Below are 26527 nucleotides of genomic sequence, written 5' to 3'. Positions count from 1 at the left end.
CTGGGTCTCCTCCCCTGATTGCCGCGCGATTGCGGCGTTGCGTTGCCTGTTGTTCGTGGCCCCGGGCAGGCGCGCCCGGAGCACGCACTCTTTACTCGGCGGGCGTGCCCACCGATTTCTTGGCGTTGGCTCGTGCCTTCTTGGCCTGGAACCGCGCCTTCATCTGTTCGTCGGAGTCCTTCGATCCGTCGTGGAATGTGCCCAGCCACTTGTCGATCGGGATCAGCCCGTCGCCATAGTTCACCTCGAAATACTTGTGGTGCAGGTAGTGGATGTAGGCGTGGCTATCGACCGTGGTCTCGTCGGTGACCTCGATCTTGTCGAAGCCGACGTGGCCAGGAACAGCACCGAAGCCCGCGACATGCAGCTGGTAGATCGCAATGATCGGGTTCGACGGGATGATCAGGTGGTAGAAGATGGTCGAGAAGTACAAAAGGTGCTCGACCGGGTGCATGCTGAGGGACGACCACGGGCTCGGGTTGATCGAGTTGTGGTGAACCGAATGCACCCATTTGTAGAGCAAAGGCGTATGGATCAGCCGGTGGATGCAGAAGAAGTGAAACTCGTGGATCACCGGCACGACGAGGCACAGCAGCGCCAGATAGACCGGATGGTCGGCAAAGCTGAGCCAGGGGGCATAGCCATTGGCAAAGGCCCACAGCACGATCACCTGCACCGCCGTCCACAAGGGCACACCCGACAGAAACCCGCGCAGAACGTTGTCGAGGTTCTGGCTCCTGAACCAGAAAACGTCCGACGGCGCATCGGCCGGGAACTTGCCGTTGTACTTGAAGCGGTTGCCCTGCGCCCGGCGAATGTAGAGTTGCAGTTCGAACGCGAAATACCACAGGAACACCGCGACCGCATTCACTGCGAACAGCTTCAGAACCCAGCCCCAGGCCAGCGTTTGCATCACTTCGACGGGCGGAATGACCCAGTTCCACCAGGCCAGTGCCGACAGGAAGAACAGGATGTTGTAGGGGAAGAAATAGCCAGGCAGCCATTTCAGGACCGCAAGCGGCCTTGGCGGCCAGACGAACACCGGGGCCGTGCCCGCCGGTTCGTTCGGGGTCCAGTTGCCGCGCTTGTCGCGCGTTCCAAATTTGAGATCGTCCAATTTTCCCTCCTTCAGATGGTCTGCGCGCGGGCGGTGAATTTCTCGAACTCCGCCGCGTTCATGCGGACCTCGTGGTTCGGTTGCGGATAAGCCTTGTCCTCGACTTCGGCAGCAAAGGCGCGGAAGGCCTCGACGCGCTTGGCCTGCAATTCGGCCTCAAGCGCCATGAAGTCGGCGTATTTCTTGGAATGGCGGGGATAGCGCCCATCATGGGTGCCAAGGACATCGCAGGAGAACAGATACTGCGTGTCACAGACATCGCCGCAGCCCATGCCCATCGTAATCATCGGCGTGTTCTTGGTGATGTAATCGGCCAGTTCGACCGGGACGACCTCAACCTCGATGGTGGCGGCACCAGCGTTTTCCAGATCCTTGACGGCGCGTAGCACCTTCAGCGCTTCATCCGCCGTCTTGCCGATGGCTCGAAAACTGGTCCAGGCTGCCCAATTCGGCACCAGCCCGACATGGCCCGTCACCGGAATGCCTTCCCGCGCCATGGCCTCGATGAACCGGGGGGAGTGCGAGCAATAGACCGTATCCGCGCCGCGCTTCAGGATGGCGAACCCCTCGCGGATCGCTTCATCCGGCGACGAGACGCTGCCATGCAGCATTCCGGCCGAGATCAGCGCCGTGGGTGCGGCTTCGCGCACCGCCACAAGGGTGTGATCGGGATCGCAGGACAGGATGACGATGCCGGCCTCGACCGCTGCAGCAGCTTCGGGACCGTTGTCCACATGCATCTGCAGCCATTTGGATTGCCCCTTGCGGGACAGAAGATCATACACCGTAACCCGGCCGGACATCCGCGCGCTCCCCCCTTGTTCGCGCTCACCGGGATACTGGATGAATGGTCTGGATGCCCGTCAATTCTTGATCTGATCAGATCAAACGTGAGGTTAGGTTTGGTCTGTTTGACTTCGATCAAGGCGCCGCTTTGAAAACCCACCTTGGCAAGCTGTCCGTCCCAGACACATAGGGCATGGTCACAGATTCTCTGCTGTGATCGTGATGAAGCGAACGGGCGGGTTCTCGACGATTTCGGTCAGAAGTCCGATCTTGGAGAGCAGAAGGTCCGTCGTTCGCCGGGCTTGTGCTTCCGGCGCCTGATCGAAAATGACGTCGGCGATGCCATCTGATAGTGCCGCGCGCGTGACGTCGGTCAGCTCGTGGCCGACGAAAAACACCTTCCGCCGGGCCCGCCGCAACTCTCGCAAGACCGATGAGTTCGCTCCACCCGAATTGTAGACGGCGGCCAGATCAGGCCAGTCCCGGATCGCCTCAGTCATCCGCCGGGCGCTCATGTCCTGTTCGTCATGCCCAAAGGCAACGAGGTTGAAGGAAAGGCCGTCCTTGGCATTTGCGGCCATGTAATCCGAGAATCCCCGGATTCGGTCGCGGTGCACCTCGTAAATCTGGCTGTGGCACAAGGCGACAACGGTTCCCCGGACGTCGCCCAGCCGTGAAACCATCATGGCCGCCAGCCGACCGGCTGCAACATTGTCGATGCCGACGAAGTCGAGGTCCTCAACGATCCGGCTGACAATCTGCACAATCGGCAGGCCCGTCAGTCGCACCTGCGCCAAAGCCGCAGCGACCTCGTCATAGGCCGGGCATACAACCGCCAGCCCCGACCGACGCATTGGCGGGTTCAGGATTCGGTTGGCAATAGCCTGGGGGTCATCCTCTTGCAGGAATGTCAGCTGGATCTGAATGGATGGGTCCAACGAGGTCGCGATCCGCCGGAAGGCCCGCGCCAGCCGCGCGTAGAATGACGTGTCGGGGCGCACGAGAATGACCTCGATGCGGATGATCCCCCGATGCTGCTCGGGCAGACGCCCCGGCCAGTCAAGCGCCCGCGCGGCAAGCAGAACCTTCTCGACCGTCTCCGGGCGAACACCGCCACGGCCGTTCAGGACGCGCTCCACCGTCGCTGTGCCGACATTTGCGAGCTTTGCAACCTCTGCATAGGTGGGTTTCGACACGTCTGAAGCCTCCATCTGATCTGAATCGATCAGTGCCGAACCATCGGCGACGACAAAGCAATTTGCAAATGCTGCGATCTAAGCAATGGCTATTCCTACCGTCGATTCCTTGCGCCTCACGATCCGCCTGTTTGCTTTCGCGGACTGGGTGATGCCACGAAACGCTGCTGTCGCTTCCGGAAGCGTCGCAGCAAGATCCGTGGCGTTCTGCCCGCTGCGATGCAGATCCGACAGTCGTGCTGAGGAATGATGACCCTGTGCATCCTGGACAATCAAGCCGCTGAATACGCTGCGCTCGCCTCTCGCTCGATCAATAGGCCCGAAGTGCCGATCCTCATAGTACCGGATGTGCCGTGCGCGGATCGGATACTGTCCCTCGGGCAGGACGAGCACCTCACTCAGCGGAAACCGCAGCACCTCGTTTGCCGAAATCAATGGCCGCTCTTCCGACCGCCTGCTGACATTGGCACTGTCCTCCAGCGCCCGCACCCGCGACTGACTCTCGGTCACGGCGGTGATGGTAGAACGCCCCAAAGCATTCGACAGCACCTCTGCGGTCCGGTCATCCTGCGGCGTCATGTAGATCTGGACACCAGCGCCACCCTGCAGGGACCGCCGCCCGGTCTCGCCATAGATGTCATCGAGACCGGGAATGGTCTGCGAGATGATGAAAAACCGCCCGCCGAAGCTGCGGATGGTCTTGATGGAAGAGAGGACGAGGGGCTGGCGGCCGAGCTGGTCGAACTCGTCCATCAGGAACATGACCGCATGGGGTTCGTCACGCCTAGGCTCACGGCGCTGCAGGGAGGCAATGGCATCCGCGAAGAGTAGGCGGACGAGGGGGGCCAGAGTTTTCAGGTGCTCGGGCTGGACGACGATGTAGAGGCTTTGGGGATCGCGGCGGAAGGTCGAGAAGTCGAAGTCGCTGGCAGAGGTCACCCGGTCCACGGCCGGGTCATTCCAGAGTTCCAGACCGGATCCTTGGATGACGGACACATAGGCCCCAAGGGTCTTTTCCGGGACGTCGGCCATCTCGAGGAAGGTGCGGGAGACGATCGGGATGTTCGTGGTCTCGGCGATGGCCGTGTAGCTCTTCTTCTTGTCGCCGCCACCGGCCATAATCTCACCGGCAAAGCCCAAAGTCGGGCGGCGCTGTTCGATGGCGTAGAGGCACGAGGCGATGAAGAGCCGTTTGCCAGCATTGAAGAAGCTCTGCGCACTTTCGCCTTCCGGGATGAGGAAGAGATCGGCCATAGAGTTCAGCGCGGTGTACTGACGCTCGGCGGAGGGCAGGGCGGCGATCCGGGCAAGCGGATTGAACCGGTGCGAGCCACGGTCTTCATCGAAGGGCGAGAAGTACCAGATGCCGTTCTTCAGGCCGTGTTTGCGGTGGATGGATGTCTTGGCGAAGTTCTCGCCCTTTACGTCGAGGATGATCGCTGAGCCCGAGAAGTGGAGGAGGTTCGGGATGACGAAGCCGACGCCCTTCCCGCGGCCCGTGGGCGCGATCATCATCGCATGCGGGAAGCGGTCCGGCGGCGCCATCACGAAGGGCGCGTCGGATTTTGGGAGGCCGAGCTTGCCGAAGATGAAACCGTTCTGGTCGAGGGTCCCGACCATGTTGTTGCGCTTCAACTCACGGCGCGACTGGAAATGCGCATCGTCATATTGGTTGAGGCGACCGCGATGTACCCCGGCCAAACCGACGAGCGTCAAGGCGACGGTCACGGCACCGTTGATGATCATCGCGCCCTGCAGGACCGAAGGCCGTGCGGCGAGGTCAGCCCAAGCATAGCGCAGGAACCAGGGGCCTATCGGGCTCAAGGTGTCGAGGCTCTCGCGAAAGGCGGCGATCACGTAGATCGTTGCCAGCATGCCGCCGATATAGAGACCGGTCAGCAGGCCAAGGAGCAACGCCAGCGGATACCGCCAGGCGGTATCGAGGTTCGAAAGCATGGGTCTGTCCTCAGAGTTCGTGGTCGGTGTCGCGCTCTACGGTGCGGTCGCGCTGCCCCAGTTCGGCAGCGCGATGCTGCGCCCGTGCCAGGTCCGCCCAGGGTCCGACCTCGCTCGACTGATCGAGGTCGCCTTCGTTCTTCAGTTCATGCGCGACGGCGGCCCGGAGTGCCGGATCCCGGACCTGCTCGTTGAGCGGTGCCAGATCGCCGGACCGAACGCGGTCGAGGTCCTCGGGCTTCAGGGTCTCGTGCATCCGATCGACGATGGCTTCCAGCGCGGGCACCTCGGAGAGCTTCATATGGCGATCGGCGTTCAGCAACTGGTCACGCGCAATGGCCTCGGTCAACTCCGGCGCTAGGCTGAAAGCCGCGACTTCCGCCTGAACCTCCTGTCCCAAAGCGCGCTCCGTTTCCATCCAGAACACCTTTTGCATCGTGTTCGGCTGCTCCGTGATCCAGCTCGCCCGCTGACCTTCGCTGCGCTCGGCCAAACTGAAGCGGGCGACCATTTCCTCGACGGACGTACCGGCTATGCGAAGCTCATCTTCCCGGATCGAGAAGAGCGCTGTCAGCCGTTCGCCAATCTCGTCCCGAACGTGAGCGAGGGTTGCGCGCAGGCCTTCGTCGAGAGAAACGCCCTCAGTCTGGCCCTGCTCCAACCGCGAAAGCGAGGCGAGGGTCGGGTTGTGATAGGGATCGGTGTTCCGGTCGGCAACCTGGGCATGCTCTGCGAGGAGGATGCTGTCGGGCGCAAGTTTCAGGGAGGCGCGCGCCTGTTCGGCAAAGCTCCGTTCAAGATCGACTCGCTCTGCCGAGGGTTCCATGGCGCGGATCGCCTCCCAGGCCTCGGTGGCCGAAGCGACCATCTCGCTGCGCGCAGCCTCAACCCGCGCAGCGGGATCGCCTTCGGCATGAAGCGAGTGATCGGGCATGAGAGGAACTCCTTGTCTGAGTGCGGCGGCAGACGCGCCAAGCGCTCGGGCCAGCCGGGAAAGGTAGGAAGAGGTGCCAGCCTCGGCGCCAGTTGCGGCGGCAAGACCGGCGAGGTCGCCTAAGGCTTCGTACTCACGGGCAAAGCCCTGCATCGCGGCAAGCCGTCGGCTCCGCTCCCCGTCGGACAGCGGCGGCGGGGGAGGGGGCGTGACCTTCCCGCCCTCTCGCGATGCACGCAGATCGGACTGGCGCGGCGGGTTCTCGATGATGCCGCGGGAAAGGCGCGACGAGGCGAGGATGTTCAGCCCGTGCGACTGGCTGATTTCTGCGTGAAGCTCGCGCATTACGTCGAAGTTCAATGCAGCATGACGACAGATCGACAGGAACCGGCCTTCCTCGATGCCATGCTTGTCGACCACGAAATGAGCATGCAGGTGGTCAGTGTCCTTGTGCAGGGCGGCGACATAGCGCCAGACATCCCCATACTCACCGGACCCGAAGACAGCCTGCCCCCATTCCCGGGCGATGACCTCGGCGCGCTCGGCGTCCACGCCGCGCGGGAAGCTCAGGACGATGTGATCGGCATGTCCACGTCGCGGCGCACCGGTCCAAGTCGAAGACCAGATATCCGCCGTCCGCTCCGTTCGCTCGGGATCGAAGTCACGCTCATAGCCCGCCAGATTGCACCAGGTGCTCTGGACCCCCTCTTCCCGGGCCACATAGTCGAGAAGGCGCTTCAGCTCCTGAGGCGTTCGGGCGCTGCCGCCGGCGATACGTTTGACGACCGACTGCCAGCCACGGGGCCCACCAGCGTTTCGCAGAAGTGCCCGGGTCTGGCGTTCCTTTCGCGTGCCGAGACGGGACGCGGCACCCTCGCCACCGCCTCGCCCACGACGACGGTCGTCGAGAACATGACCGAGAACCAGATCCTCAACGGAAGGCGACCGGGTCATTTCGGCGCCTCGGCAGACACGTCGGCGGCAGGAGCGAAGGAAGAGGCTTGATGCCCGAGTCCCTGCTTGGCTCTCAGCGCCGAGAGGAGGCGGACCACCTCTTCAACCAGGTCATCGACCCGTGCCCCCAACTTGCGCACCAGGGCGGCATCGCGGGCATTCCAGGTCAGACGACCGACCGCCCCCAGACGAGCGATCTGGTTGAGGTTGTTGCCGACGGCCGACAACTCCCGCCTTGCTGCAGCGATGGCATCAAGCTCGTCTGCCTGGATGGCCAGACGATCGCTTGCCTGTCTGACCAGATGCCGGACTGCCTCGGAGACCGTCAGACCGCTTGCCTCGGCAACCGCCTGAAAGGCTGCATGCTCGTCTTCCGTGATGCGGATGTTCAGCTTGACCGAAAGCCGCCGCACCTCCTTCCGATCAAGGCTGCCCTTGATCCGAGACAGCGCCTGGCGGGAACGGCCCATCGACCTCGCCACGGCCGCGACGCTCTCGCCAGCGAGGAGCCGCGCCTTGACGGCGGCAGTCTCGGCAGAGGTCAGGCGTGAGCGTGGCATTGCATCATTACATGTGTTTTGAAGTCGTTGCGCATCATGTACCACACACCACCGTTCCTGCCAACCGTCCTCACCGGCCGGTTTCCGCACCTCCGAAGAGGAGCCCGCGTGCGGAAACCGGACAGCCGGTGAGGACTCAATATGGCGACAGGGGTCGGCGGCTGGCCCGCCGACTGGATCCCTGCGCCCCGGCCGCCAGGCCTCCGTTTCACTCGAGACCAAACGGGTGGAGCGCCTTGAAAGCTCGGGCTTACCAGAAGTGTACGGTTCCTCCACGAGGGACTGTTGGGACGGGCACGACAGTCTGAAGGAAGGGATGCCAGGGAAGAGAAGAGGGGCGGGGGAAGGGGTCTCCGGATGCTCCGAGGCCTGCCCATGACGGAAAATGGCGGACTATGAATAGCTTTGGGCATGAAGCCACAAGCTGGATCGGCGCAGCGTCAACCCGTCACAGGGCGAACTGGCAAGCAGGCCGACAGGCAAGCAGGCAGATTGTCCGGCATGCAGGCGGTTGGCGGGTCAAGTTCGGGATCGTTCCCCGACGTAGGCCTGCTGTCGCCTTGCCTTCGGGCCAGCCATGCGGACTGGTTCCAGTGCAGATGCGCGGCCTGTCACCTATGCAAGCATTCAGACATGCAAACCGTCATACGGGCCGGAAGGCAGACGGCCGCGATTGCGGTCACGCCTTTGGACGGCTCAGACGCCGCGCCGCAGCATTATGGCTGCGGGAATCCTTAAGAAACATGAAGCCCAGGGCGTTGTGTTACAACTTCCAGCACATGCCATTTGACGTTCTTGCAACCATATGCCTAAACGGCGCACCGGACGCCGGTCGGATTAGTGACGCCTTTACAATGGCTTCGCTTGGTCTCGGCTTGCGCTCGGCGCATCGGCTTCCGTAGCGTCATGAAAGAGCGCCGGGCGTCAGTGCAAGGGGTATCGAGTACCGTTTGTGGAGGCGTCTTTTCATGCAAGTCATTACCATCGTGCAGACCAAGGGCGGATCGGGCAAGACCACGACCGCCATGCTTCTCGCATCTGCAGCACTGAACCTCGGGCGCCGCGTCACCCTGATCGATGGCGACGTCAACGCCCAACTCGGCCGTTGGCGAGACAGTTTCGAACTGGCCGTCTGGGAGGGGGCGCAGAAGCCCGACTGGCCGGAGAGCCTCGCAATCCTCTCGCCACCCGAGAGCGTCGAAGGGCTGCTGTCGCTCCTCGAGGCTGAGGAGTCGCGTGGCGTCGATCTCGTCGTGATCGACACCCGGCCGGGCACTCACACCGACACTGAGGACTTCTGTCTGATCTCCGACCTGGTGCTGATCCCTGCGCGCCCCGTCTATGCCGAATGGGAAATGACCCATCGCGCCGTCCTCTGGATGGACGACCTCCGCGCCTCGATTGCCGAAGGTGAGCGCTTCCCGGCAGTCCGGGTCCTGGTCATGGATGCCGGGCCGAAGATCATCGATGCCGCAACCCGGGAAGGAGGAATGGCGCAACTGCCGAAACGCGACCAGGACGTGCTGCAAGAGATCCTGCGTCTCGACCACCTCGACGTGATCGTGCCGCATTCGCGCATCCTCGAACAATTGGGCTACCACGGCCCCCTCGGACCAGCAGCCCGCGCCAACGCCAAGGCGACCGGCGGTCGGCTGCTGGCGGACGCCATAACCCGCCAGCTTGAAGTCGCGGAACTCGTTCTCACAGGGATCGACGAGGTGATCCCTGCATGAGCCGCTTCCGCCTTCCTGCACGCGTCGCACCATCCCCGGCGGCAGAAGAGCCGGGCCTGCAGAACTCCGCAGCGCGGCTGCGATCGTCGCGCGAGGTACAATCGCGCATTCTTGCCGAACGGCGAGCGCCGGAAGCGGAACTCTCAGCAGAGAGCCTCGAGGCCCAACTCCCTGATCAGCCATCGATGCCCAAGAGGGAAGCGGGGTTGGCCGGGAAGAGGGAAGGGGAGGGGGGACCGCCGTCGCCACTTTCATTGCCGCCCGGCGCTCCCGCTGGTGTGGTCTCGAAGCCCCGGAAAGAGAAGCTGGTGGTCCTCTTTCGCCTTCCGCTCGCGACCGAGAGGCGTCTGGAGCAGATCCCGGGTGCGGGCGAGGTGACCTCGGCCTACATGCTGCGCGCCTTTGCCAAGGAAGCTCGCGCGGAATTGCGGCGGCTATTGGCAGAAGAAGAGATCATGCCGCATGCAGACGAGGCGAGGCGCATCTTCGCCATGTCGGCAACAGACATGGCTGTCGGCGAAGCGATGACCGTCTACGCCCAAAGCTCTGCGATCCGGGCCATGCATGTAGCCCTTGGTGACCCCTGGCAGATCGAGCCCCGGGCGACGATCGTGGGTGCCTTCCTCGCCGCCATCGCGTCGCGGCTCATCGAGGCGCGACGCGTCAGATAGACCCGGACCATGCAACAGAATTCGATGAACTGCCTGCGATCACTCGCAGGCAAGCTCGGGCAGCGGCGCTGTCTCGAAGGTCAGGCTGTCGGCGCTCGTGACCAGGGCGAACTCACCGCCCGCCCGGAAGGTCGCAACCATCTTCGCCCAGTCCACAGCTTCAGCCGACGCTTGGGCAGCGACGCCGTTCTTGAGCGGCAAACGGGCTTGTTCACCGGACTTCGCGAGCACGACGACCATGTCCGGCGCGGCGTCCTTTTCGAAGCGGACCACAAGAGAACCGTTGGACGTCGGACCGAAGACGCGATCCGGATCGCAGACAAGCCGCACCTCACCTGCCTCGCTGATGAGCGCGTAGGTCGGCAGGCCACGCTCGACACCGACCGTCCAGGCGTCAAGCGCGTGGACAGGAACAGACATCGTCGCAAGCGCGGAAGCAACCAGAACAGGGGAGAGAACATGCATCGACAGGAACGCCTTTCGTGGTTCGCGTGGCGACAGCAAAGCACCACTTATGATGGCGTTAGATATGTCCTGAAGGCGCCTCTGTCCATGACTGCAAATCGTCAGCGACCGATCGGAGGCTGGCATGGAGGACGTCACTAGACCCAGATCCAAAAACCCGACCATTGATCGTCGTCTGTGGCGGATCGACCGTGAAGGCAGGGAACTCGTCGCAGAACGGCACCGTACCGCCGGCGGTCGCTTCAGGACCGTATGGCTGGTCCCGGAGGAAACCCTGCGCGGCGTCCTTTGGGTGGAGGTTGTCGAGAAAGAATCGGGCGATCCGTCGCTATGACCCATCAGCTTTCTGAATCGGAGCGCCCGGATCGATTCAGAAAAGCAATTGGACTTGGAGGGCAGCAAGTCGGAGTCTGTGCAGGGGAGGACCGCCATGGCTCTGGCGCATCTGCATCGCATCGACTCTGAGGGCAACATGGCGCGGCTCTACTGCATCGATGTTGCGGCGACGTTGTTCGGCGACGTCTCCGTCTTGCGAACCTGGGGCCGGATCGGGACCCACGGCCGGACGAGCATCGAAACCTGTGCTTCCGTTGAAGAAGCGGAGAGGGCGGCATCCCACACGCTCCGACAGAAGATGCGGCGGGGCTATCTGCCGGCAGGCCAAATGGTACCGCCAGACCTTGCGGTGTGAGATCTGTCAGGCCTTCCGCTGAAGCCTGCCCTCCAGCTCGGCTCCGGCCTCGATGGCGATCCGATCATGGATGACATCGGCCTGCACGATCGCACTTGGCGCGAGCTGAACGTTTCGAGCCGAGATCATGCCCGAAACCGCCCCAAGCACGACGAGGTCGTGGGCGACGACGGAACCTTCAACACGACCTGACCCAGCGACGGTGATCTCCGGCGCCCTCAATGAGCCAATTACGTTGCCTTGGACCTCGATCGGTCCACTGGAGGTGGTATCGCCTTCGACGACAAGGTCCTGCGCGAAAACGCTGCGGCGGGCGTTTGCGACGGCCGGGTCCGGCCAACGGTCGAGGTCGCCATGTGGGGTCTTCATCTTGGTGCCGCCTCAGCTCAACTTCGTGCCGCACGACTGGACCAGAAGCGAAACGAAAGGGCAACGCGCGGCGCTGTGATCGGCGAAGAAGCGCGGCAGCACTCGGCGATGTACAACACATCCGGCCAGGGTCGTCGCCGGTCGTCCCTCATGAGCAATACAGTTTGCGCCTATCGCTCATGAGGAAGCGTCAGACTGTTGGTTGGTGTTGTCCACGATGAAAACGAAGGGCTAGGGTATTCCGGTGAACTTCCGGCGAGGGTGATGATGATGGAACACGAAGGGCGCAATAGCTTGACTGATCCCGCCTCCAACTTCAGGCATGAGGAGTTCGAAGGCGAGATGAAGCTGCGCCTCGCCGTTCCCTTCGATGCCTGGGAGCCCGTCTGCAGGGGAGGGTCTATAACGACCGGAGCGCGCGCTCATCTGGCCCGCCTTTCCGAAGCCGGCAACGGAGGCATGGCCTGATACGCTCGGGTCGGGCCTAGTAGTCGACCGCCATCTTGTCTGCAGTTGTCCGGATCCCATGCGCGACCGGTGGTTCCGCCGCTAATCGGGTGTAATTGGGTCAAGAAATGGGTTGCGGGAAATGGGTGTTATTGGGTATAGAATTGGGCATGATCCAAACCCATACGCTCCGCATCACCCCGACCTTTCTTTCGATCATCGCCGAAATTGACGAGTTCAAGGGCGCATGGCGCGCGCTCGGAAGTCTCGCTCCCGAGCGGCTGTCCGCCTTACGCCGTGTCGCTACGATCGAAAGCATCGGTTCCTCGACCCGCATTGAAGGAAGCCGCCTCTCAGATCAGGAGGTCCAGCGTCTGCTCTCCAACCTCGACATCCAGACCTTCTCGACCCGGGACGAAGAGGAGGTCGCAGGCTACGCCCAGGTCATGGACACGGTCTTCGCCTCGTGGCGCGACATGGACGTGACCGAAAACCATATCCGCCAGTTGCACCGGGACCTCCTGCGGCACAGCAGCAAAGACCAGCGACACAGGGGGGCCTGGAAGACCGCGCCAAACTCGATCGCAGCTTTCGACGAGACAGGGCGGCAGATTGGCGTCGTGTTCGAGACCGCCACACCCTTCGACACCCCGGGCCGCATGGCTGAACTGATCGACTGGTACAACACCGCCACCCGGGACCGTGATCTGCATCCGCTGCTTCTGATCGGAGTCTTCGTCGTGGTCTTCCTCGAGATCCATCCGTTCCAGGACGGCAACGGACGTCTCAGCCGGATCCTGACCACCCTGCTGCTTCTGCGCGCAGGCTACGCCTATGTACCGTATTCCTCCCTCGAAAGCGTGATCGAGCAAAGCAAGGAGGCCTACTACCTGGCCCTTCGACAGACCCAGGGAACGATCAGGTCCGACAGCCCGGACTGGGAACCGTGGCTCAGCTTCTTCCTCACCGCGCTGCAGCGCCAGATGCATCGTCTGCGCGCGAAGATCGAGCGTGAACGACTGTTGATGGGCAGCCTTCCGGAAGTTTCCGCGCAACTCTTGGACCTCGTGCGAGACCACGGTCGTCTGACCATTGGCGACGCCGAGCGCCTGTCCGGCCAGAACCGAAATACGCTGAAGCAGCACTTCCGCGCGCTGGTGGCAGATGGCCACCTGAGCCTTAACGGCGCCGGGAGGGGGGCCTGGTATTCGCTCCGATAATTTTGATTATGTAATTTTGAGCATCGCTCCGATCCGGCAGGCGAGACGCCGACAGTCGAGTCCCACATCCGCTGTAGGATGATCTACAGCACGGGATCGATTGACAATGGCGCCGCTGTAGTTTACGTGCTGTAGAGAAATCTACAGAGTTCCAAACATGCTGCTCCCAGATGTTTGCACCATTCATAGTGGATACACGGCCAGGGGCCGCCTGGAAGGCACGCACGATGGCGGCGTGCTTACGATCCAGCTGGGGGACATTTCGACAAATGGCAACATCCACCCAGAACGACTAACGCGCGTCCCGCTGGATGACTTGCCTGATCGTTATTTCGTAAGGCCTGGCGACGTTGTGTTTCGGTCGCGGGGAGAACGCAACACGGCCTCCGTTATTGACAAACGCCTCCAAGAGCCTGCGCTCGCTGTCTTGCCACTGCTGGTGCTCCGCCCAAACATTGATGTTGTGCTGCCGGAGTATTTAGCATGGGCCATCAATCAGCCGCCTGCGCAACGCCACTTTGATTTAGCAGCGCGTGGCACAAACATCCGGATGATCCCCAGATCTAGCCTCGACGACCTAGCCCTTGAGATTCCCGACATCGGAACACAGGAAAAGATCGTGGCGATCGATGCACTTGCTGAACAGGAACGGGCGCTAGCCATACTAGTCGCTGAAAAACGCAGAAAAATGCTGAGCCTGATCCTCGGTGAACGAGCGAACAAGCTTCGACCCGCAACATTGCAAGAAAGGGCGTCTAGATGACCGACCAACTCACGCAGCAACAGGTCAACCAGACGGCTTGGGCTGCTTGCGACACATTCCGGGGCGTCGTCGATGCCGGTCAATACAAGGACTACATCCTCGTGATGTTGTTCCTGAAGTACATCTCTGACCACTGGAATGATCACCTCCAAATCTATCGCAAACAGTATGGCGAGGATGAAACCCGGATCCGTCGCAGGCTGGAGCGCGAACGTTTCGTCCTTCCCGAAGGCGCCAGCTTCTACGACCTCTACGAGTCCCGGAACGAACCCAATATCGGCGAGCGGATCAACATCGCGCTGGAACGGATCGAGGATGCCAACCGCGCCAAGCTCGAAGGCGTGTTCCGCAACATCGACTTCAACTCCGAAGCTAACCTCGGGCGCGTCAAGGACCGCAACCGGCGCTTGAAGAACGTACTGGAGGATTTTGCCAAGCCTGCGCTCGACCTGCGCCCGAGCCGCGTGACCGAAGACATCATCGGGGAGTGCTACATCTACCTGATCTCGCGCTTTGCCTCCGACGCGGGCAAGAAAGCTGGCGAATTCTACACGCCCTCCGCCGTCTCCCGTCTGCTGGCCAAACTTGCGGCCCCGAAGCCGGGTGACACGATCTGTGACCCGGCCTGCGGGTCCGGGTCGCTGCTGATTCGTGCGGCCGAGGAAGTCGGATCGGAGAACTTCGCCCTCTACGGCCAGGAAGTGAACGGCGCGACCTGGGCGCTGGCGCGGATGAACATGTTCCTCCACGCGAAGGACGCCGCGCGCATCGAATGGTGCGACACACTCAACAGCCCCGCACTGGTCGAGGGCGACCACCTGATGAAGTTCGACGTGGTGGTCGCCAATCCGCCGTTCAGCCTCGACAAGTGGGGTGCGGAGAACGCGGATACCGACCAGTTCAAGCGTTACTGGCGCGGCATCCCGCCGAAGTCCAAGGGCGATTATGGCTTCATCACCCACATGATCGAGATCGCCAAGCGCCAGAGTGGCCGGGTGGCCGTCATCGTTCCGCATGGCGTGCTGTTCAGGGGTGGGGCCGAGGGGCGCATCCGCCAGGCGCTGATCGAAGAAAACCTGCTCGACGCAGTGGTGGGCCTGCCCGCCAACCTGTTCACGACCACGGGCATTCCGGTGGCCATCCTCGTCTTCGACCGCTCTCGCGAACAGGGCGGCGCCAACGAGGGCCGGCGCGATGTGCTGTTCATCGACGCCAGCAAAGAGTTCACGCCGGGCAAGACCCAGAACGTGATGGACGAGGCGCATATCAACAAGGTGCTGGAAACCTACGCTGCGCGGGAGGAGATCGAGAAGTACTCGCACCGCGCCAGCCCCGAAGAGATCGCCGAGAACGAATTCAACCTCAACATCCCCCGCTACGTCGACACCTTCGAGCCGGAGGAGGAAATCGACGTGGCCGCATTGCAGAAGCAGATCAACACCATAGAGGCCGAGCTGACCGAGGTGCGGAGCAAGATGGCTGGCTACCTGAAGGAGCTGGGCGTCGATGTCTGAGGGCGAGCTGATCCTTTACAGCACCGAGGACGGCACTGCGACGATCGGCCTGCGGGCCGTGGACGGCACCGTTTGGCTGAGCCAGCGGGAAATCGCGGAGCTGTTCGACAAGGACGTGCGCACCGTGAACGAGCACATCCGCAACGTTTTCGCCGAGGGTGAGTGCGATCCGGGAGCAACTATCCGGAAATTCCGGATAGTTCAAACCGAGGGCGCCAGGCAGGTCGAACGCGAGGTCGACACCTACAACCTCGATGTCATCCTGTCGGTAGGCTACCGGGTCCGCTCGACGCGCGGCACCCAGTTCCGCCGTTGGGCCACCACTGTCCTGCGTGAATATCTGGTCAAGGGCTTCGCCATGGACGATGCCCGGCTGAAGCAAGCCGAGCAATGGGACTATTTCGACGAGTGGCTTGCCCGCATCCGGGATATCCGCGCCTCGGAGAAGCGCTTCTACCAGAAGGTCCGCGACCTCTACACGACCGCCATCGATTACGACAAGACGTCCGAGCAGGCGCAGGCCTTCTTCAAGAAGGTGCAGAACAAGATGCTGTGGGCGGTCACGGGAAAGACGGCCGCCGAACTGATCGAGAACCGCAGCGATCCGAGCGCCCCCAACATGGGCCTGACCAGCTGGAAAGGCACAGTCGTACGCAAGGGCGATGTCGGCACCGCCAAGAACTACCTGAAAGCCGAGGAGGTCGAGGAACTCAACCGCATCGTCGTGATGTATCTCGACTATGCCGAGGACCAGGCGAGGCGCCGCCGCCCGGTCGCCATGGCCGAATGGGCCGACAAGCTTGACGCTTTCCTGTCCTTCAACGAACGCGACGTGCTGACCCATGCGGGGCGGCTGCGGATGGACGTGGCGCAGAAGCTGGCCGTCGAGCGGTTCGAGGTGTTCGACGCCAACCGCCGCGCCGCCGAGGCACTGGCGGCGGATGAAGCGGACATCGCGCAGTTGGAGGAGATGGAAAAGGCTGCGAAGGGGCGAAAGCCGGGTGACTACAATGAATAGACGGTTCCCGATGATGCCTGTGGCGGCCACCGGTGAAGTGCAAGGAGGACGCCAGCGGTCCCCTCACATGATCGAAGGACGAGTTGTCCCATATCTTCGTGTGGCAAACGTGTTCGATGGCTATATCGACTTCAGCGACATCAACGAAATGCCCTTTAAGCAGCGGGAGATTGAAACCTTCCGCCTCAGGCCCGGAGATATCCTCCTGAATGAGGGGCAAAGCGTGGAACTAGTTGGGCGTTGCGCAATGTACGCCGACGGGCCGGAAGATTGCTGCTTCCAGAATACGTTGATCCGTTATCGCGCTGGCCCGCAGACAGACGCCAACTTTGCGATTCAACTGTTCCGCTACTGCCAAGCCATCGGCATTTTTTCGAGGATCGCTGTCAAGACTAACTCGATTGCACATCTTGGCGTCTCGCGCTTCGCCGAGCTCGAGCTTCCATTCCCTCCACTCAGCGAACAGCGCAAGATCGCCGAAATCCTGCGGACATGGGACGCGGCCATCGAGAAGCTGGAGGCGCTGCGGGCGGCGAATCTTCAACGTCGCATCTGGATGCGCACTCATCTGTTCACGGGTCGCACGCGGCTGCCTAGTTACACGGGCGAATGGCGCGAAGTCGCGCTCGGCGAGGTGTTGACCGAACACGGCCTGCAAGGCACCGGCGCGGAGGAAGTCTTTTCCGTGTCGGTCCACAAGGGCTTGATCAATCAGATCGAGCACCTCGGCCGGTCCTTCGCCGCCGCCGACACCGGTCACTACAACCGCGTTCTACCGGGCGACATCGTCTACACCAAGAGCCCGACCGGAGACTTCCCGCTCGGCATCATCAAGCAGAGCAAAATCTCGGCAGAGGTGATCGTGTCGCCGCTCTACGGGGTGTTCACTCCCGCGACCCGCGCGCTCGGCGTCATCCTCGATGCTCTATTCGGGTCCCCGATCGCCGTTCGAAACTACCTTCACCCGCTGGTTCAGAAGGGCGCCAAGAACACCATCGCGATCACCAATCGACGTTTCCTGGAAGGCAAGCTGAACCTGCCGATGGACCCTGCCGAACAGGCCGCCATCGCTGCGGTAGTGGAAGCATCGCAGGACGAACTCACCGCCATTGAGGCGGAAATCGAAGCCCTCACTCGCCAGAAACGCGGCCTGATGCAGAAGCTGCTGACGGGTGAATGGCGCGTGAAGGTGGAGGCTGATTGATGGCCATCTCAGTTCGACAGCGCGACCCTGTGCGTGATGGCACCCTCGAGATCGAGGAATATCACCCTAACTTTGTCTGCGTGTACTTCGTCCCGCCCGAGTGGAGCCTTCAGGCCGCCAGGCTTGATCCGAAACAGGCAAAAGCGCACCGAACCAAGCTGTTGGATATCAACGGGCAAGACCGGTACCTGACTATCTACCCGATCGGGACTTTTGGCGACAAACCCGACTTCCTGAAACCGAAATATCGCCAAGTGGAGCGGATCACTATCGCCGACACGAATTTAGTGGTGCCGGGCTACGATGAGTTTTTCGCGCCGGGGGGCAGCGTGCCCACCACGCCCGACGCCGTAGTGGAAATGCTTGAAGACCTGCCATCAGCTTTCACAAAGGACTATGCATACGGGCTTGGCCTTGCAAAGCCATACCGGTTCATCATTGACGCTGTCGAAGCATTGTCGGACTGCACTGAGCTCGTGATCAGTGGCAAAGAAAAGACGGGCCCTGCTTCGAACGAGAAGCTTTTCTTCATTTCGAAACAGGACTTCGAACTGGCCCGACGCGCAATGAACAGCATCGACAGTCTGGTTCAGACCGCCGCTCGCTCCGTCAAGGGGACGGCAGCCCACAACATTCTGGCCGAGCGGCTTGGTGTGGCAAAGCTTGACCCCAAAGTTGGGCGGCACCCGTACCGAAAGCTGTTCACCACCTTTGCTCAGGGCAAAACAGAGCTCTCTGAAGATGATCAGAATGCCGTAATTGGCGCACTGACCAATCACGCCGCCGACATTGCCGAGGACCAGCCTGAAAAGCTTGCCAAGCTGAGGGGCGACATCGAGCTGGTTACGCTGGAAGCACTGATCAAGCGATACGAAGTAATGCTTAGCGAGACGCTCGTCGAAGATCGCTGGCAAGACTTCTTCAATGAGAACCCGTTCATCCTGAACATGGCTTTCGGTTATCCCATCATAAAGGTGCGCGGCCAGGCATCTGTTGGTGGACGGAAACTGTCTGGTGATGGCGAGAAGATCACCGACTTTCTGGTGAAGAACAGCCTCACCAACAATACCACGATCTTCGAGATCAAGACGCCGCAGACCGCAGTTCTCAACAAGACACCGTTTCGGGATGGAGTTTACACACCGTCGTCCGACCTCTCCGGATCAATCAATCAGGCGCTAGATCAGAAGTATCAGTTCCAGAGCCATATCGCGCAGATCAAGCATAACTCACGCATCTCGGACCTCGAGTCCTATGCCGTTCACTGCTGCCTCGTAATCGGAAAAACGCCCGAGGGTGACGACAGGAAGAAGTCCTTTGAGATTTTCCGACGGAATTCAAAAGACGTGGAGATCGTGACGTTCGACGAGTTGCTCGAAAAGCTTAAGCTGCTCAGTCTTTTCCTCCGCGCTGCAGACCATCCAATAAATGACGTGAAATCAAGAGGTGATCGCAATGGCTAAGAAACACATCGAAATGGCGATCGCCTATGACTTCGACGGCACGCTGGCGGATGGAAACATGCAGGAACACCAGTTCCTGCCCGACATCGGCATGAAACCAAAGGCTTTCTGGGCCGAAGTGAAGCGCCTTACGAAGGAGCATCAGGCCGACGAAGTGCTCGTCTACATGAACCTGATGCTGCGCAAGGCCGCTGCCGCCGGCGTTCCGGTGAGGCGCGACGATTTCAAGGCGCGGGGCAAGGCGATCCAGCTGTTCGAGGGGGTCGAGGACTGGTTCGACCGCATCACTGGCTATGGCAGGGCGCAGGGAGTGCGCGTCACCCACTATCTCGTTTCGTCAGGGAACGCTGAAATCTTCGCCGGGACGCCTATCGCCGCCAAGTTCGCCCAAGTTTATGCGTCAAAGTTTATGTTCGACCAGAATGGCGTTGCCGCGTGGCCGGCGCTTGCTGTCAATTACACCACCAAGACGCAGTATCTGTTCCGCATCAACAAGGGCGCCTTCGACCTGAGCGACAACAGCAAGGTCAACCAGTTCGTCGAGAAGCGTGACAGGCCCGTGCCCTTCGAGAACATGGTGTTCATCGGCGACGGCTCGACCGACATTCCGTGCTTTCGACTGGTGAAGGAACAGGGCGGACTTTCTGTGGCGGTTTTCAAGCCGCACACCAAGGGCGCGCGCGGCAAGGCCGACAACTACATCAAAGATGGTCGGGTGCACTGCGCTGTGCCTGCGATCTACACTGACGGTAGTGAACTGGACCGCGTCATCAAGGCAAACATCAACGCGATCGCGGCACGCGCGGCTCTGTCCGGGCTGTTTTCGGAAGGTCCGCAATGACCTTCGACGCCGCCGAGAAGCATCAGTCCCAGATCCCCGCCCTGCAGCTCCTAGTGGCGTTGGGGTTCACGCCCCTGTCTCAGGCCGATGCGGTGCGCCTGCGCGGCGGTCGTTTGCGCAACGTGGTGCTCGATGACGTCCTTGCGGACCAGCTTCTGCGGATCAACAGCTTCACCCATCGTGGACGGGAGTATCCGTTTGACCTCGAGGATGCGCACGAAGCCATCCGACGGCTGAAGCCCACGCCGGACCGGCAGAAGGGCCTGCGCGGGACCAACCAAGACATCTACGATACTCTCATCCTCGGCACGACCATCACCAAGACGATCCAGGGGGACTCGAAGTCCTATTCGTTCCGCTACGTCGATTGGGAGCAGCCTGCGAACAACGTCTATCACGTCACGGCCGAAGTCTCCGTCGAGCGGACGGCCAGCACCCAGACCAAGCGGTGCGACATCGTCGCTTACGTGAACGGCATCCCGTTCCTCGTGATCGAGAACAAGCGACCGACCGAGAGCCTTAAGAAGGCCGGTAGTCAACTGATCGGCTACCAGAACGAAGACAACATCCCGCAGCTGTTCCACTTCGCGCAGCTTCTCATGGTGATGAACCGTGTCGAGGCGCGCTACGCCACTGTGGGCACGCCGCGGCAGTTCTGGCAGACGTGGCGCGACGAGGAAGACAGGGACGAGATCATCGATCCGCTTGCCAATCGGCCGCTCACCGCGACGGAGGCCGACTCGGTCTTCTCTGGCGACTTCGCTTTTGCACGCGCGCATTTTGATGCCTTAGCCGCCGAGGGTGCACGAGCGATCACGGCGCAGGACCGAGCAATCCATGCGATGTGCCGACCGGAACGCCTGTTGGACCTGATCCGTCGCTTCACCGTGTTCGATGGCGGCGCACGCAAGGTCGCGCGCCATCAGCAGTTCTTCGGCATCCGGAAGGCTGTCGAACGCGTCCGCCAGTACAATCTGGACGGTCGCCGCAAGGGCGGCGTGATCTGGCACACTCAAGGGTCGGGCAAGTCGCTGACTATGGTGATGCTGGGGCGCTCTCTCGCGCTCGACAAGGCCATCCCCAATCCGCGCATTCTGATCGTCACCGACCGCGACGATCTCGACAAGCAGATCAAGGACACGTTCAAGTCCTGCGAGCTGGAACCCGTGCGGGCGACCAGCGGCGCCCATCTGATCGAGCTGATCCGAAACCGGACACCACTCGTGACGACCATCATCAACAAGTTCGATACGGCAGCCAAAGCCGCCGAGGACGTCGACGAGGATGCCAACGTTTTCGTCCTGGTCGACGAGAGCCATCGCTCGCAGACCGGCCGCTATGGCGGTCATAGCCAGTTCGCCACACGGATGCGCCGGCTGCTGCCGAAGGCCTGCTATCTCGGCTTCACCGGAACGCCACTCCTGAAGAAGGAGAAGAATACGCTCTCGACCTTCGGCGGCCTGATCCACAAATACGCGATCGACGAGGCTGTCGCCGACGGGGCCGTTGTGCCGCTCCTCTATGAGGGACGGCTTGTCGAGCAGCAGGTCCATGGCGGCGTGATCGACAAGTGGTTCGACAAGATCAGCGAGGGCTTGACCCCCAGCCAGAAGGCCGACCTGAAGCGCAAGTTTTCCCGGATGGACGCGCTCTCAAAGACGGGCCAGGCGATCCGAGCGAAAGCCTTCGATATCTCGGAGCACTTTCGCCAGCACTGGCAAGGCACGGGATTCAAGGCGCAGCTTGTGGCGCCGTCCAAGGCAGCGGCCGTCCGCTTCAAGGAGGTGCTCGACGAGATTGGGCACGTCACCAGCGAAATCGTTATCTCGCCGCCCGATGACAACGAGGGCAACGAAGAGGTCGACAAGGAATCGAAGGACCTCGTGCGCGGGTTCTGGGCGCGGATGATGGCCCGGTACAAGACCGAGGACGAATACACCCGGCAGATCATCGATGCATTCAAGGGGTCGGGCGGTCCAGAGATCCTCATCGTCGTGTCGAAGCTGCTGACCGGGTTCGATGCCCCGCGCAATACCGTGCTCTATGTGTGCAAGTCGCTGCGCGAACATAATCTACTGCAGGCGATCGCTCGCGTGAACAGGCTCTACGAAGAAGGCGCGACCGAGAAGCAGTTCGGCTTCATCATAGACTACGAGGGGCTACTTGGAGAACTCGACACGGCGCTGACGACCTACAGCGCCTTCGAGGGCTTCGACGCCGCCGATCTCGCCGGCACAGTCCACGATGTACGGGAAGAAATCAGGAAGCTGCCCCAGCTGCACGATCAGCTCTGGGACCTTTTCAAGCCGGTCAAGAACAAAAAGGACATGGAGCAGTTCGAACAGTTCGTCGCCGACGAGGCGATCCGGCAAGAGTTCTATGAACGACTGAAGGCGTTCAGCCGCTGCCTCCACATCTCGCTGTCGTCGGACAAGCTCTTCGACGTCTTCGACGAGGCGAAGATCAATGCCATGAAGAAGGACTGGAAGCAGTTCTCCGAGCTGCGGCGCTCGGTCCAGCTGCGCTACCAAGAGACCGTCGACGTCAAGGAGTTCGAGCCGAAGATCCAGAAGCTGCTCGACGACCATGTGGTTGCCATGCCGGCCGAGACGATCATCGAAATGGTCAACATCAACGACCCGGACGCGCTGAAAGCGGTAATGGAGGAGACGGGCGTCTCCGAAGCGTCGAGGGCGGACCGGATCGCCAGCGCGACGCGCCGGACCATAACCGAAAAGATGGACGAGGACCCGACCTTCTACCGCAGTTTCTCGGAACTGCTGGAGGAAACCATCCGCGACTATCGGGCCAAGCGGATTTCCGAACGGGACTACCTCAAGAATGTTGTCGATCTCGCGAGCAAGGTAGCGCGCAAGGAGCGGGGGCGCGAGGTGCCGGATGCGATTAAGGGTAACGACGATGGGCAGGCGTTCTTCGGCATCCTTGAAGGCGTGCTCGCGACCGACGACGGCAATCCGATTGTGGCAGATGAGGTTGCCGCCATTGCGCTCACGATCATCGACATCATCAAGTCCCATCATATCGTCGACGTCTGGTCCAACGACATCGCTCAGAACAAGATGCGCAACGCCATTGACGATTACTTCTTTGATGTCCTTCGCGATGAGCTGGGCATCGAACTGACCCTCGAGGTGATGGATGATCTCGAACTCAAGATCATGGACCTGGCCCGAGCACGGTTTCCTGGATGAAAGCGGAACGACACAGCGTCCGATATGGTGAGCACCAGATCGATTTCGCAATCGTGCGCCGAGACCGGACGACGCTGGAAATCGCCGTAGAGCCAGATGCCTCTGTTGTGGTCGCTGCGCCACGGGATGCCCAGCTGGCGGCTATCGAGGAGAAAGTGCGTAAGCGCGCCGCGTGGATCCGGCGCCAACAGCGGTATTTCATCCAGTTCCTGCCGCGCACCCCGGATCGCCAGTATGTGGCGGGCGAGACCCATCTTTATCTCGGGCGCCAATATCGGCTGAAAATAGTGCCGCACGTTCAAGCGACGGTGAAACTCGTCCGTGGCTTCATCGTGGTCCAAACGCACAGGCCCGAACGACCCGAAGTCACACGCGAGCTCGTAGAGGCGTGGTATCGGGAAAAGGCTCAAAACAAATTCGCAGAACGTCTCGAGGTAAACTTGCTTCGGTTCCCTGTACCCGAAGAATTTCGGCCTAAAGGACTGATTGTGCGTCAACTTCAGCAAAGATGGGGGTCGATGTCACCTTCTTCGCGCCTCATGCTCAATCGCAGGCTGATTGAAGCTTCCGTAGACTCCATAGACTACGTGATTACCCACGAACTTTGTCACATTGCTGTCCCGCATCATGGCCCGGAGTTCTTTGAGCTCTTGGGTAGGGTCCTCCCCGATTGGCCAGATCGCAAGGACAAGCTCGAAAAGAAGATGGCGTAAGCTGGGTCGCTATCTCGGCAACTGCTGTTGTCAGTCGACGTACCCGCGCCGCTTCTTCGCTGCTGCCAGCTTCATCAAAGCCGTGACGGCCTTGCCTTCATCAGGCATCATCTGCCCCCGAAAGCCGATCCGGCCCCATTCGCGCACGAGGCTCGCGCGACCGAAGAGGTCACTTTGCACGCTCAGCCGATAGAAGCGACGCATGTTGCGCGCCGGATCAATCCGGCGCAGCTGCACAACGGTCGGGAAGACATCGAGCTGGATCGGACTGTGGTACATGTAGTGATCGGATGAGATCTATACCACAATATCAGGTGGGCACCTGCGCTTCCACCTCGATTTCCCCGCGAGGGGAAAGGGGGCTCACGCCCCCTTCTCGAACTTCATGACCGGGATACCGAGCTTCTTGGCTTTGTCGGCGAGATTCTCTTGGATGCCATTGCCCGGGAAGACGAGGACGCCCACAGGCAGGACCTCCAGCATCGCGTCGTTGCGCTTAAAGGGGGCGGCCTTGGCGTGCTTGGTCCAGTCAGGTTTGAAGGCCACCTGTGTCACGCCGCGGGCCTCTGCCCATTTGGCGGCGATGAGTTCGGCGCCCTTGGGGCTTCCACCGTGCAGAAGGACCATGTCGGGATACTTGGTCCGGACCTGGTCGAGCTTGCCCCAGATCAGGCGGTGATCGTTGAAGTCGGTCCCGCCGGTGAGGGCGACCTTGGGGCCTGCGGGGAGCATCACCTCGGTCTCCGCGCGGCGCTTGGCGGCGAGGAAGTCGCGGCTGTCGATCAGGGCTGCAGTCAGGTGCTGATGGTTCACCTTTGAGCCGGTGCGGGGCCGCCAGGTCGAGCCCGTATGATGCCAGAACTCGGAGGCGGCGTGATCGCGCATCATGTCCATGCAGTTCCGCCGTTCGGTGAGGGTCAGGCCCTCGGCCGTCAGGCGCTCGAGTTCGGTCGATTTCACCTCAGAGCCGTCCTGCTCGCGCTGGAGGCGGCGCTGCGCCTGCTCGTTGTCGTCGAGCGACCGCTCGATCCGGGCGGTGGCGCGGTGGAAGAGGTTGACCTGGCCCCAGAGCACTTCTTCGAGGTCGGGTTCCATCCGGGTGTCGGCGAGGCTGGCGACGAGAGCGTCGAAGATGTCGGCGACGGCGACGGCAACGCGCTGCCCATCCGGCATCGGGCGCGGATCGGGCTCGTCTTCAAAGGGGCGGTAGCCGTAGAGCTGAAGCTCCTCGAGCGCATGGGCGGTCTGGGATGCGGTGTGGGCGGGTTCGTAAGCGTCGTCGCGGGTCTGGAACGTCATCTTCTTCTTGCCTCCGGGCCTGTCTCGTCCGCGCGACAACCCGTGCGGCCTTCATGGGCTGCGAAAGCCGTGGGAGGGGACGCCCCTTCACCCCCTTTCGGGGCCGGAACGCATGTGGAGGAGGACGGGGGGCGGCTGATTTGCCTCGCGATGCAAAGGCGGCTCTGCCGCCGGCGGAAATCAGTCGCCCCCCGTCCTTGAAGGGGCGGCCCCTTTGACGGCCGCCTGCCCATCTCTTGAAGGCCGTGTGGGTGACGGGTGGATGAGATTGCCCGGGAAGAGGCAAGGGATGACGGTCCAAACCTGCGATGGGTCCGTTCCCCCCTGCCCCATTGTCCTGAACTGCCGCTTGCCCGAGGTAGCTCAGATATCCAGGCGCTGCAGATCTTCAGGACCGATCTGTTTTGCAAGATGCTGACGCAGCTCCGCCGGTCCGTCTGCCCGAAGATCGTCGTTGAAGTCTCCGAGCCGTGGCTCGAGCACATGGGCTGCAATCCCGACCTCGGTGGCTCTGGCGCTCAACCTTTCCGCTGCGCGCTGCCCCGCCGGATCGCGGTCGATGGCGATGTAGAGGCGCCGCAACCCCTCCGGCAGCAGGACGGCTCCGAGGTGACCCGATGAGAGGGCGGCCCAGACGGGAAGGCCGGGGGCAGCTTCACGCACGGAGAGCATGGTCTCGATGCCTTCGCCGACAACGAGGATGTCATCACACAGCGTCAACCTGACGGCATTGCCCAGAAGGTGACCCATGGCCCGCCGCTGCGTCTCGACTGCCGCCTTGCCTTGGCCGTCAGGTGCAAGCCAAGTGCGATGCACACCCTGCAAGGCCCCTGCCCCATCGGTGACCGCAGCGATCAGCGCTGGTCGGGGAATGCTCTTGGTCTGGCCCTCATCCCGATGCCAGCACTTCGGGTGGAAGCGAAAGGCGCTCACACTGCCACCAAGGGTGATGCCCCGAGAGCGGAGATAGGTTTCCGCAAGCGTGCCTGCGACCGGCACCGAGGCCGCAAACAAGTGCGCCGCTGCCTCTGGCGTGCCGCCGGGGGATTTTGATTTTCTCGGGGAAGGACCATCCTGGAGAACCGGCGCCGGACGGCCAAGATGCGCTCGCGCCTCGGCGAGAAGGTCGGGAAAGCGGGAGATCCCGGTGCGCTCGCGGATGATATCGAGGAGATCACCATGTTCACCGGTCGCGCCATCGGTGAACTTGCCGGCGGCACCCGGCCCCGATGTGGGGCCGGTCAACCGCACGAACAGCGATCGACCGGGATTGTTCTGCAGATCGCCAACGATCCAGTAGGAGCCTTCCCGCCGTCCAGCGGGAAGGTAATGACGACAAACACTTTCGGCATGGGACGAAAGCTCACGCAAGAGGTCTTCTGTTTCCAATGACATGATCAC

25 protein-coding genes are annotated in these 26527 nt (G+C 61.6%); 14 read left to right on the top strand and 11 right to left on the bottom strand.

Features of this window, described 5'->3' with window-relative positions:
* Positions 1-91 precede the first annotated feature (91 nt).
* The 6 genes from JO391_RS20825 to JO391_RS20800 form a co-directional block, all read right to left on the bottom strand.
* Positions 92-1117 (bottom strand): sterol desaturase family protein, encoded by a 1026-nt coding sequence (locus tag JO391_RS20825; protein WP_220664700.1) that lies wholly within the window; start codon positions 1115-1117, stop codon positions 92-94.
* An 11-nt stretch (positions 1118-1128) separates the two neighbouring features.
* A complete protein-coding gene (locus tag JO391_RS20820) occupies positions 1129-1920 on the bottom strand; it encodes a 3-methyl-2-oxobutanoate hydroxymethyltransferase (RefSeq protein WP_220664699.1) in 792 nt (263 codons plus the stop codon).
* Positions 1921-2100: 180 nt separating this feature from the next.
* The gene (locus JO391_RS20815) at positions 2101-3099 is read right to left on the bottom strand and encodes a LacI family DNA-binding transcriptional regulator (RefSeq protein ID WP_220664698.1); all 999 of its coding nucleotides are present in this window, start codon (positions 3097-3099) and stop codon (positions 2101-2103) included.
* A gap of 78 nt (positions 3100-3177) precedes the next feature.
* Positions 3178-5055 carry a type IV secretory system conjugative DNA transfer family protein gene (locus tag JO391_RS20810; RefSeq protein WP_220664697.1) on the bottom strand — a complete coding sequence of 626 codons (1878 nt, stop codon included), beginning with the start codon at positions 5053-5055 and terminating at the stop codon, positions 3178-3180.
* Between the two features lie 10 nt (positions 5056-5065).
* Positions 5066-6943 carry a relaxase/mobilization nuclease domain-containing protein gene (locus JO391_RS20805; protein ID WP_220664696.1) on the bottom strand — a complete coding sequence of 626 codons (1878 nt, stop codon included), beginning with the start codon at positions 6941-6943 and terminating at the stop codon, positions 5066-5068.
* Positions 6940-7413 (bottom strand): plasmid mobilization protein, encoded by a 474-nt coding sequence (locus JO391_RS20800; protein ID WP_220664695.1) that lies wholly within the window; start codon positions 7411-7413, stop codon positions 6940-6942. Before JO391_RS20800 ends, JO391_RS20805 begins: the two co-directional genes overlap by 4 nt.
* 1058 nt (positions 7414-8471) lie before the next feature.
* Between JO391_RS20800 and JO391_RS20795 the strand changes: the two genes are divergently transcribed.
* Positions 8472-9236, top strand: coding sequence for a ParA family protein (locus tag JO391_RS20795; protein ID WP_220664694.1), 765 nt, complete (start codon positions 8472-8474; stop codon positions 9234-9236).
* A complete protein-coding gene (locus tag JO391_RS20790) occupies positions 9233-9907 on the top strand; it encodes a hypothetical protein (protein ID WP_220664693.1) in 675 nt (224 codons plus the stop codon). The genes JO391_RS20795 and JO391_RS20790 overlap by 4 nt, the downstream gene beginning before the upstream one ends.
* A 39-nt stretch (positions 9908-9946) precedes the next feature.
* Here JO391_RS20790 and JO391_RS20785 read toward each other — a convergent pair whose 3' ends face one another.
* Positions 9947-10411, bottom strand: coding sequence for a hypothetical protein (locus JO391_RS20785; protein ID WP_220664692.1), 465 nt, complete (start codon positions 10409-10411; stop codon positions 9947-9949).
* Positions 10412-10496: 85 nt separating this feature from the next.
* On the opposite strand from JO391_RS20785, the gene JO391_RS20780 reads away from it, so the two are divergent.
* Positions 10497-10706, top strand: coding sequence for a hypothetical protein (locus JO391_RS20780; protein WP_220664691.1), 210 nt, complete (start codon positions 10497-10499; stop codon positions 10704-10706).
* Positions 10707-10802: 96 nt separating this feature from the next.
* Positions 10803-11063, top strand: coding sequence for a WGR domain-containing protein (locus tag JO391_RS20775; RefSeq protein ID WP_259444932.1), 261 nt, complete (start codon positions 10803-10805; stop codon positions 11061-11063).
* Positions 11064-11069: 6 nt separating this feature from the next.
* Here the strand turns inward: JO391_RS20775 and JO391_RS20770 are convergent, their stop codons facing one another.
* Positions 11070-11432: a bactofilin family protein gene (locus JO391_RS20770; protein WP_220664690.1), complete on the bottom strand. Its 363-nt coding sequence runs from the start codon at positions 11430-11432 to the stop codon at positions 11070-11072.
* Between the two features lie 264 nt (positions 11433-11696).
* Here JO391_RS20770 and JO391_RS20765 point away from each other — a divergent pair, with 264 nt between their 5' ends.
* The 10 genes from JO391_RS20765 to JO391_RS20720 all read left to right on the top strand — a co-directional run bounded on the left by JO391_RS20765 (position 11697) and on the right by JO391_RS20720 (position 23827).
* Positions 11697-11900: a hypothetical protein gene (locus tag JO391_RS20765; protein ID WP_220664689.1), complete on the top strand. Its 204-nt coding sequence runs from the start codon at positions 11697-11699 to the stop codon at positions 11898-11900.
* Between the two features lie 149 nt (positions 11901-12049).
* Positions 12050-13099 carry a Fic family protein gene (locus JO391_RS20760; protein ID WP_220664688.1) on the top strand — a complete coding sequence of 350 codons (1050 nt, stop codon included), beginning with the start codon at positions 12050-12052 and terminating at the stop codon, positions 13097-13099.
* A gap of 157 nt (positions 13100-13256) precedes the next feature.
* Positions 13257-13862, top strand: coding sequence for a restriction endonuclease subunit S domain-containing protein (locus JO391_RS20755; RefSeq protein ID WP_220664687.1), 606 nt, complete (start codon positions 13257-13259; stop codon positions 13860-13862).
* The gene (locus tag JO391_RS20750) at positions 13859-15376 is read left to right on the top strand and encodes a type I restriction-modification system subunit M (protein ID WP_220664686.1); all 1518 of its coding nucleotides are present in this window, start codon (positions 13859-13861) and stop codon (positions 15374-15376) included. The genes JO391_RS20755 and JO391_RS20750 overlap by 4 nt, the downstream gene beginning before the upstream one ends.
* The gene (locus JO391_RS20745) at positions 15369-16394 is read left to right on the top strand and encodes a virulence RhuM family protein (RefSeq protein WP_220664685.1); all 1026 of its coding nucleotides are present in this window, start codon (positions 15369-15371) and stop codon (positions 16392-16394) included. The genes JO391_RS20750 and JO391_RS20745 overlap by 8 nt, the downstream gene beginning before the upstream one ends.
* A 109-nt stretch (positions 16395-16503) precedes the next feature.
* Entirely contained in the window at positions 16504-17598 is a 1095-nt protein-coding gene (locus JO391_RS20740) for a restriction endonuclease subunit S (protein WP_220664684.1), read from the top strand.
* Complete coding sequence (locus JO391_RS20735) at positions 17598-19061, top strand: Shedu immune nuclease family protein (protein WP_220664683.1); 1464 nt, start codon at positions 17598-17600, stop codon at positions 19059-19061. The genes JO391_RS20740 and JO391_RS20735 overlap by 1 nt, the downstream gene beginning before the upstream one ends.
* On the top strand, positions 19054-19902 hold the full coding sequence (locus JO391_RS20730; protein WP_220664682.1) for an HAD family hydrolase: 849 nt from the start codon (positions 19054-19056) through the stop codon (positions 19900-19902). The genes JO391_RS20735 and JO391_RS20730 overlap by 8 nt, the downstream gene beginning before the upstream one ends.
* On the top strand, positions 19899-23114 hold the full coding sequence (locus JO391_RS20725; protein WP_220664681.1) for a type I restriction endonuclease subunit R: 3216 nt from the start codon (positions 19899-19901) through the stop codon (positions 23112-23114). The genes JO391_RS20730 and JO391_RS20725 overlap by 4 nt, the downstream gene beginning before the upstream one ends.
* Complete coding sequence (locus JO391_RS20720) at positions 23111-23827, top strand: M48 family metallopeptidase (RefSeq protein WP_220664680.1); 717 nt, start codon at positions 23111-23113, stop codon at positions 23825-23827. Before JO391_RS20725 ends, JO391_RS20720 begins: the two co-directional genes overlap by 4 nt.
* Positions 23828-23857: 30 nt before the next feature.
* Here JO391_RS20720 and JO391_RS20715 read toward each other — a convergent pair whose 3' ends face one another.
* The 3 genes from JO391_RS20715 to JO391_RS21845 all read right to left on the bottom strand — a co-directional run bounded on the left by JO391_RS20715 (position 23858) and on the right by JO391_RS21845 (position 26521).
* Entirely contained in the window at positions 23858-24106 is a 249-nt protein-coding gene (locus JO391_RS20715; RefSeq protein ID WP_220664679.1) for a WGR domain-containing protein, read from the bottom strand.
* 84 nt (positions 24107-24190) lie between these two features.
* The gene (locus tag JO391_RS20710) at positions 24191-25126 is read right to left on the bottom strand and encodes a DUF2493 domain-containing protein (protein WP_220664678.1); all 936 of its coding nucleotides are present in this window, start codon (positions 25124-25126) and stop codon (positions 24191-24193) included.
* A gap of 363 nt (positions 25127-25489) precedes the next feature.
* Positions 25490-26521 carry a DUF7146 domain-containing protein gene (locus JO391_RS21845; RefSeq protein WP_220664677.1) on the bottom strand — a complete coding sequence of 344 codons (1032 nt, stop codon included), beginning with the start codon at positions 26519-26521 and terminating at the stop codon, positions 25490-25492.
* Between the last annotated feature and the right edge of the window lie 6 nt (positions 26522-26527).

Origin of the sequence: Neotabrizicola shimadae (genome assembly GCF_019623905.1) — a bacterium.
In the GTDB taxonomy this organism is placed as follows: domain Bacteria; phylum Pseudomonadota; class Alphaproteobacteria; order Rhodobacterales; family Rhodobacteraceae; genus Neotabrizicola; species Neotabrizicola shimadae.
This window is presented reverse-complemented; position numbering and strand designations above follow the sequence as displayed.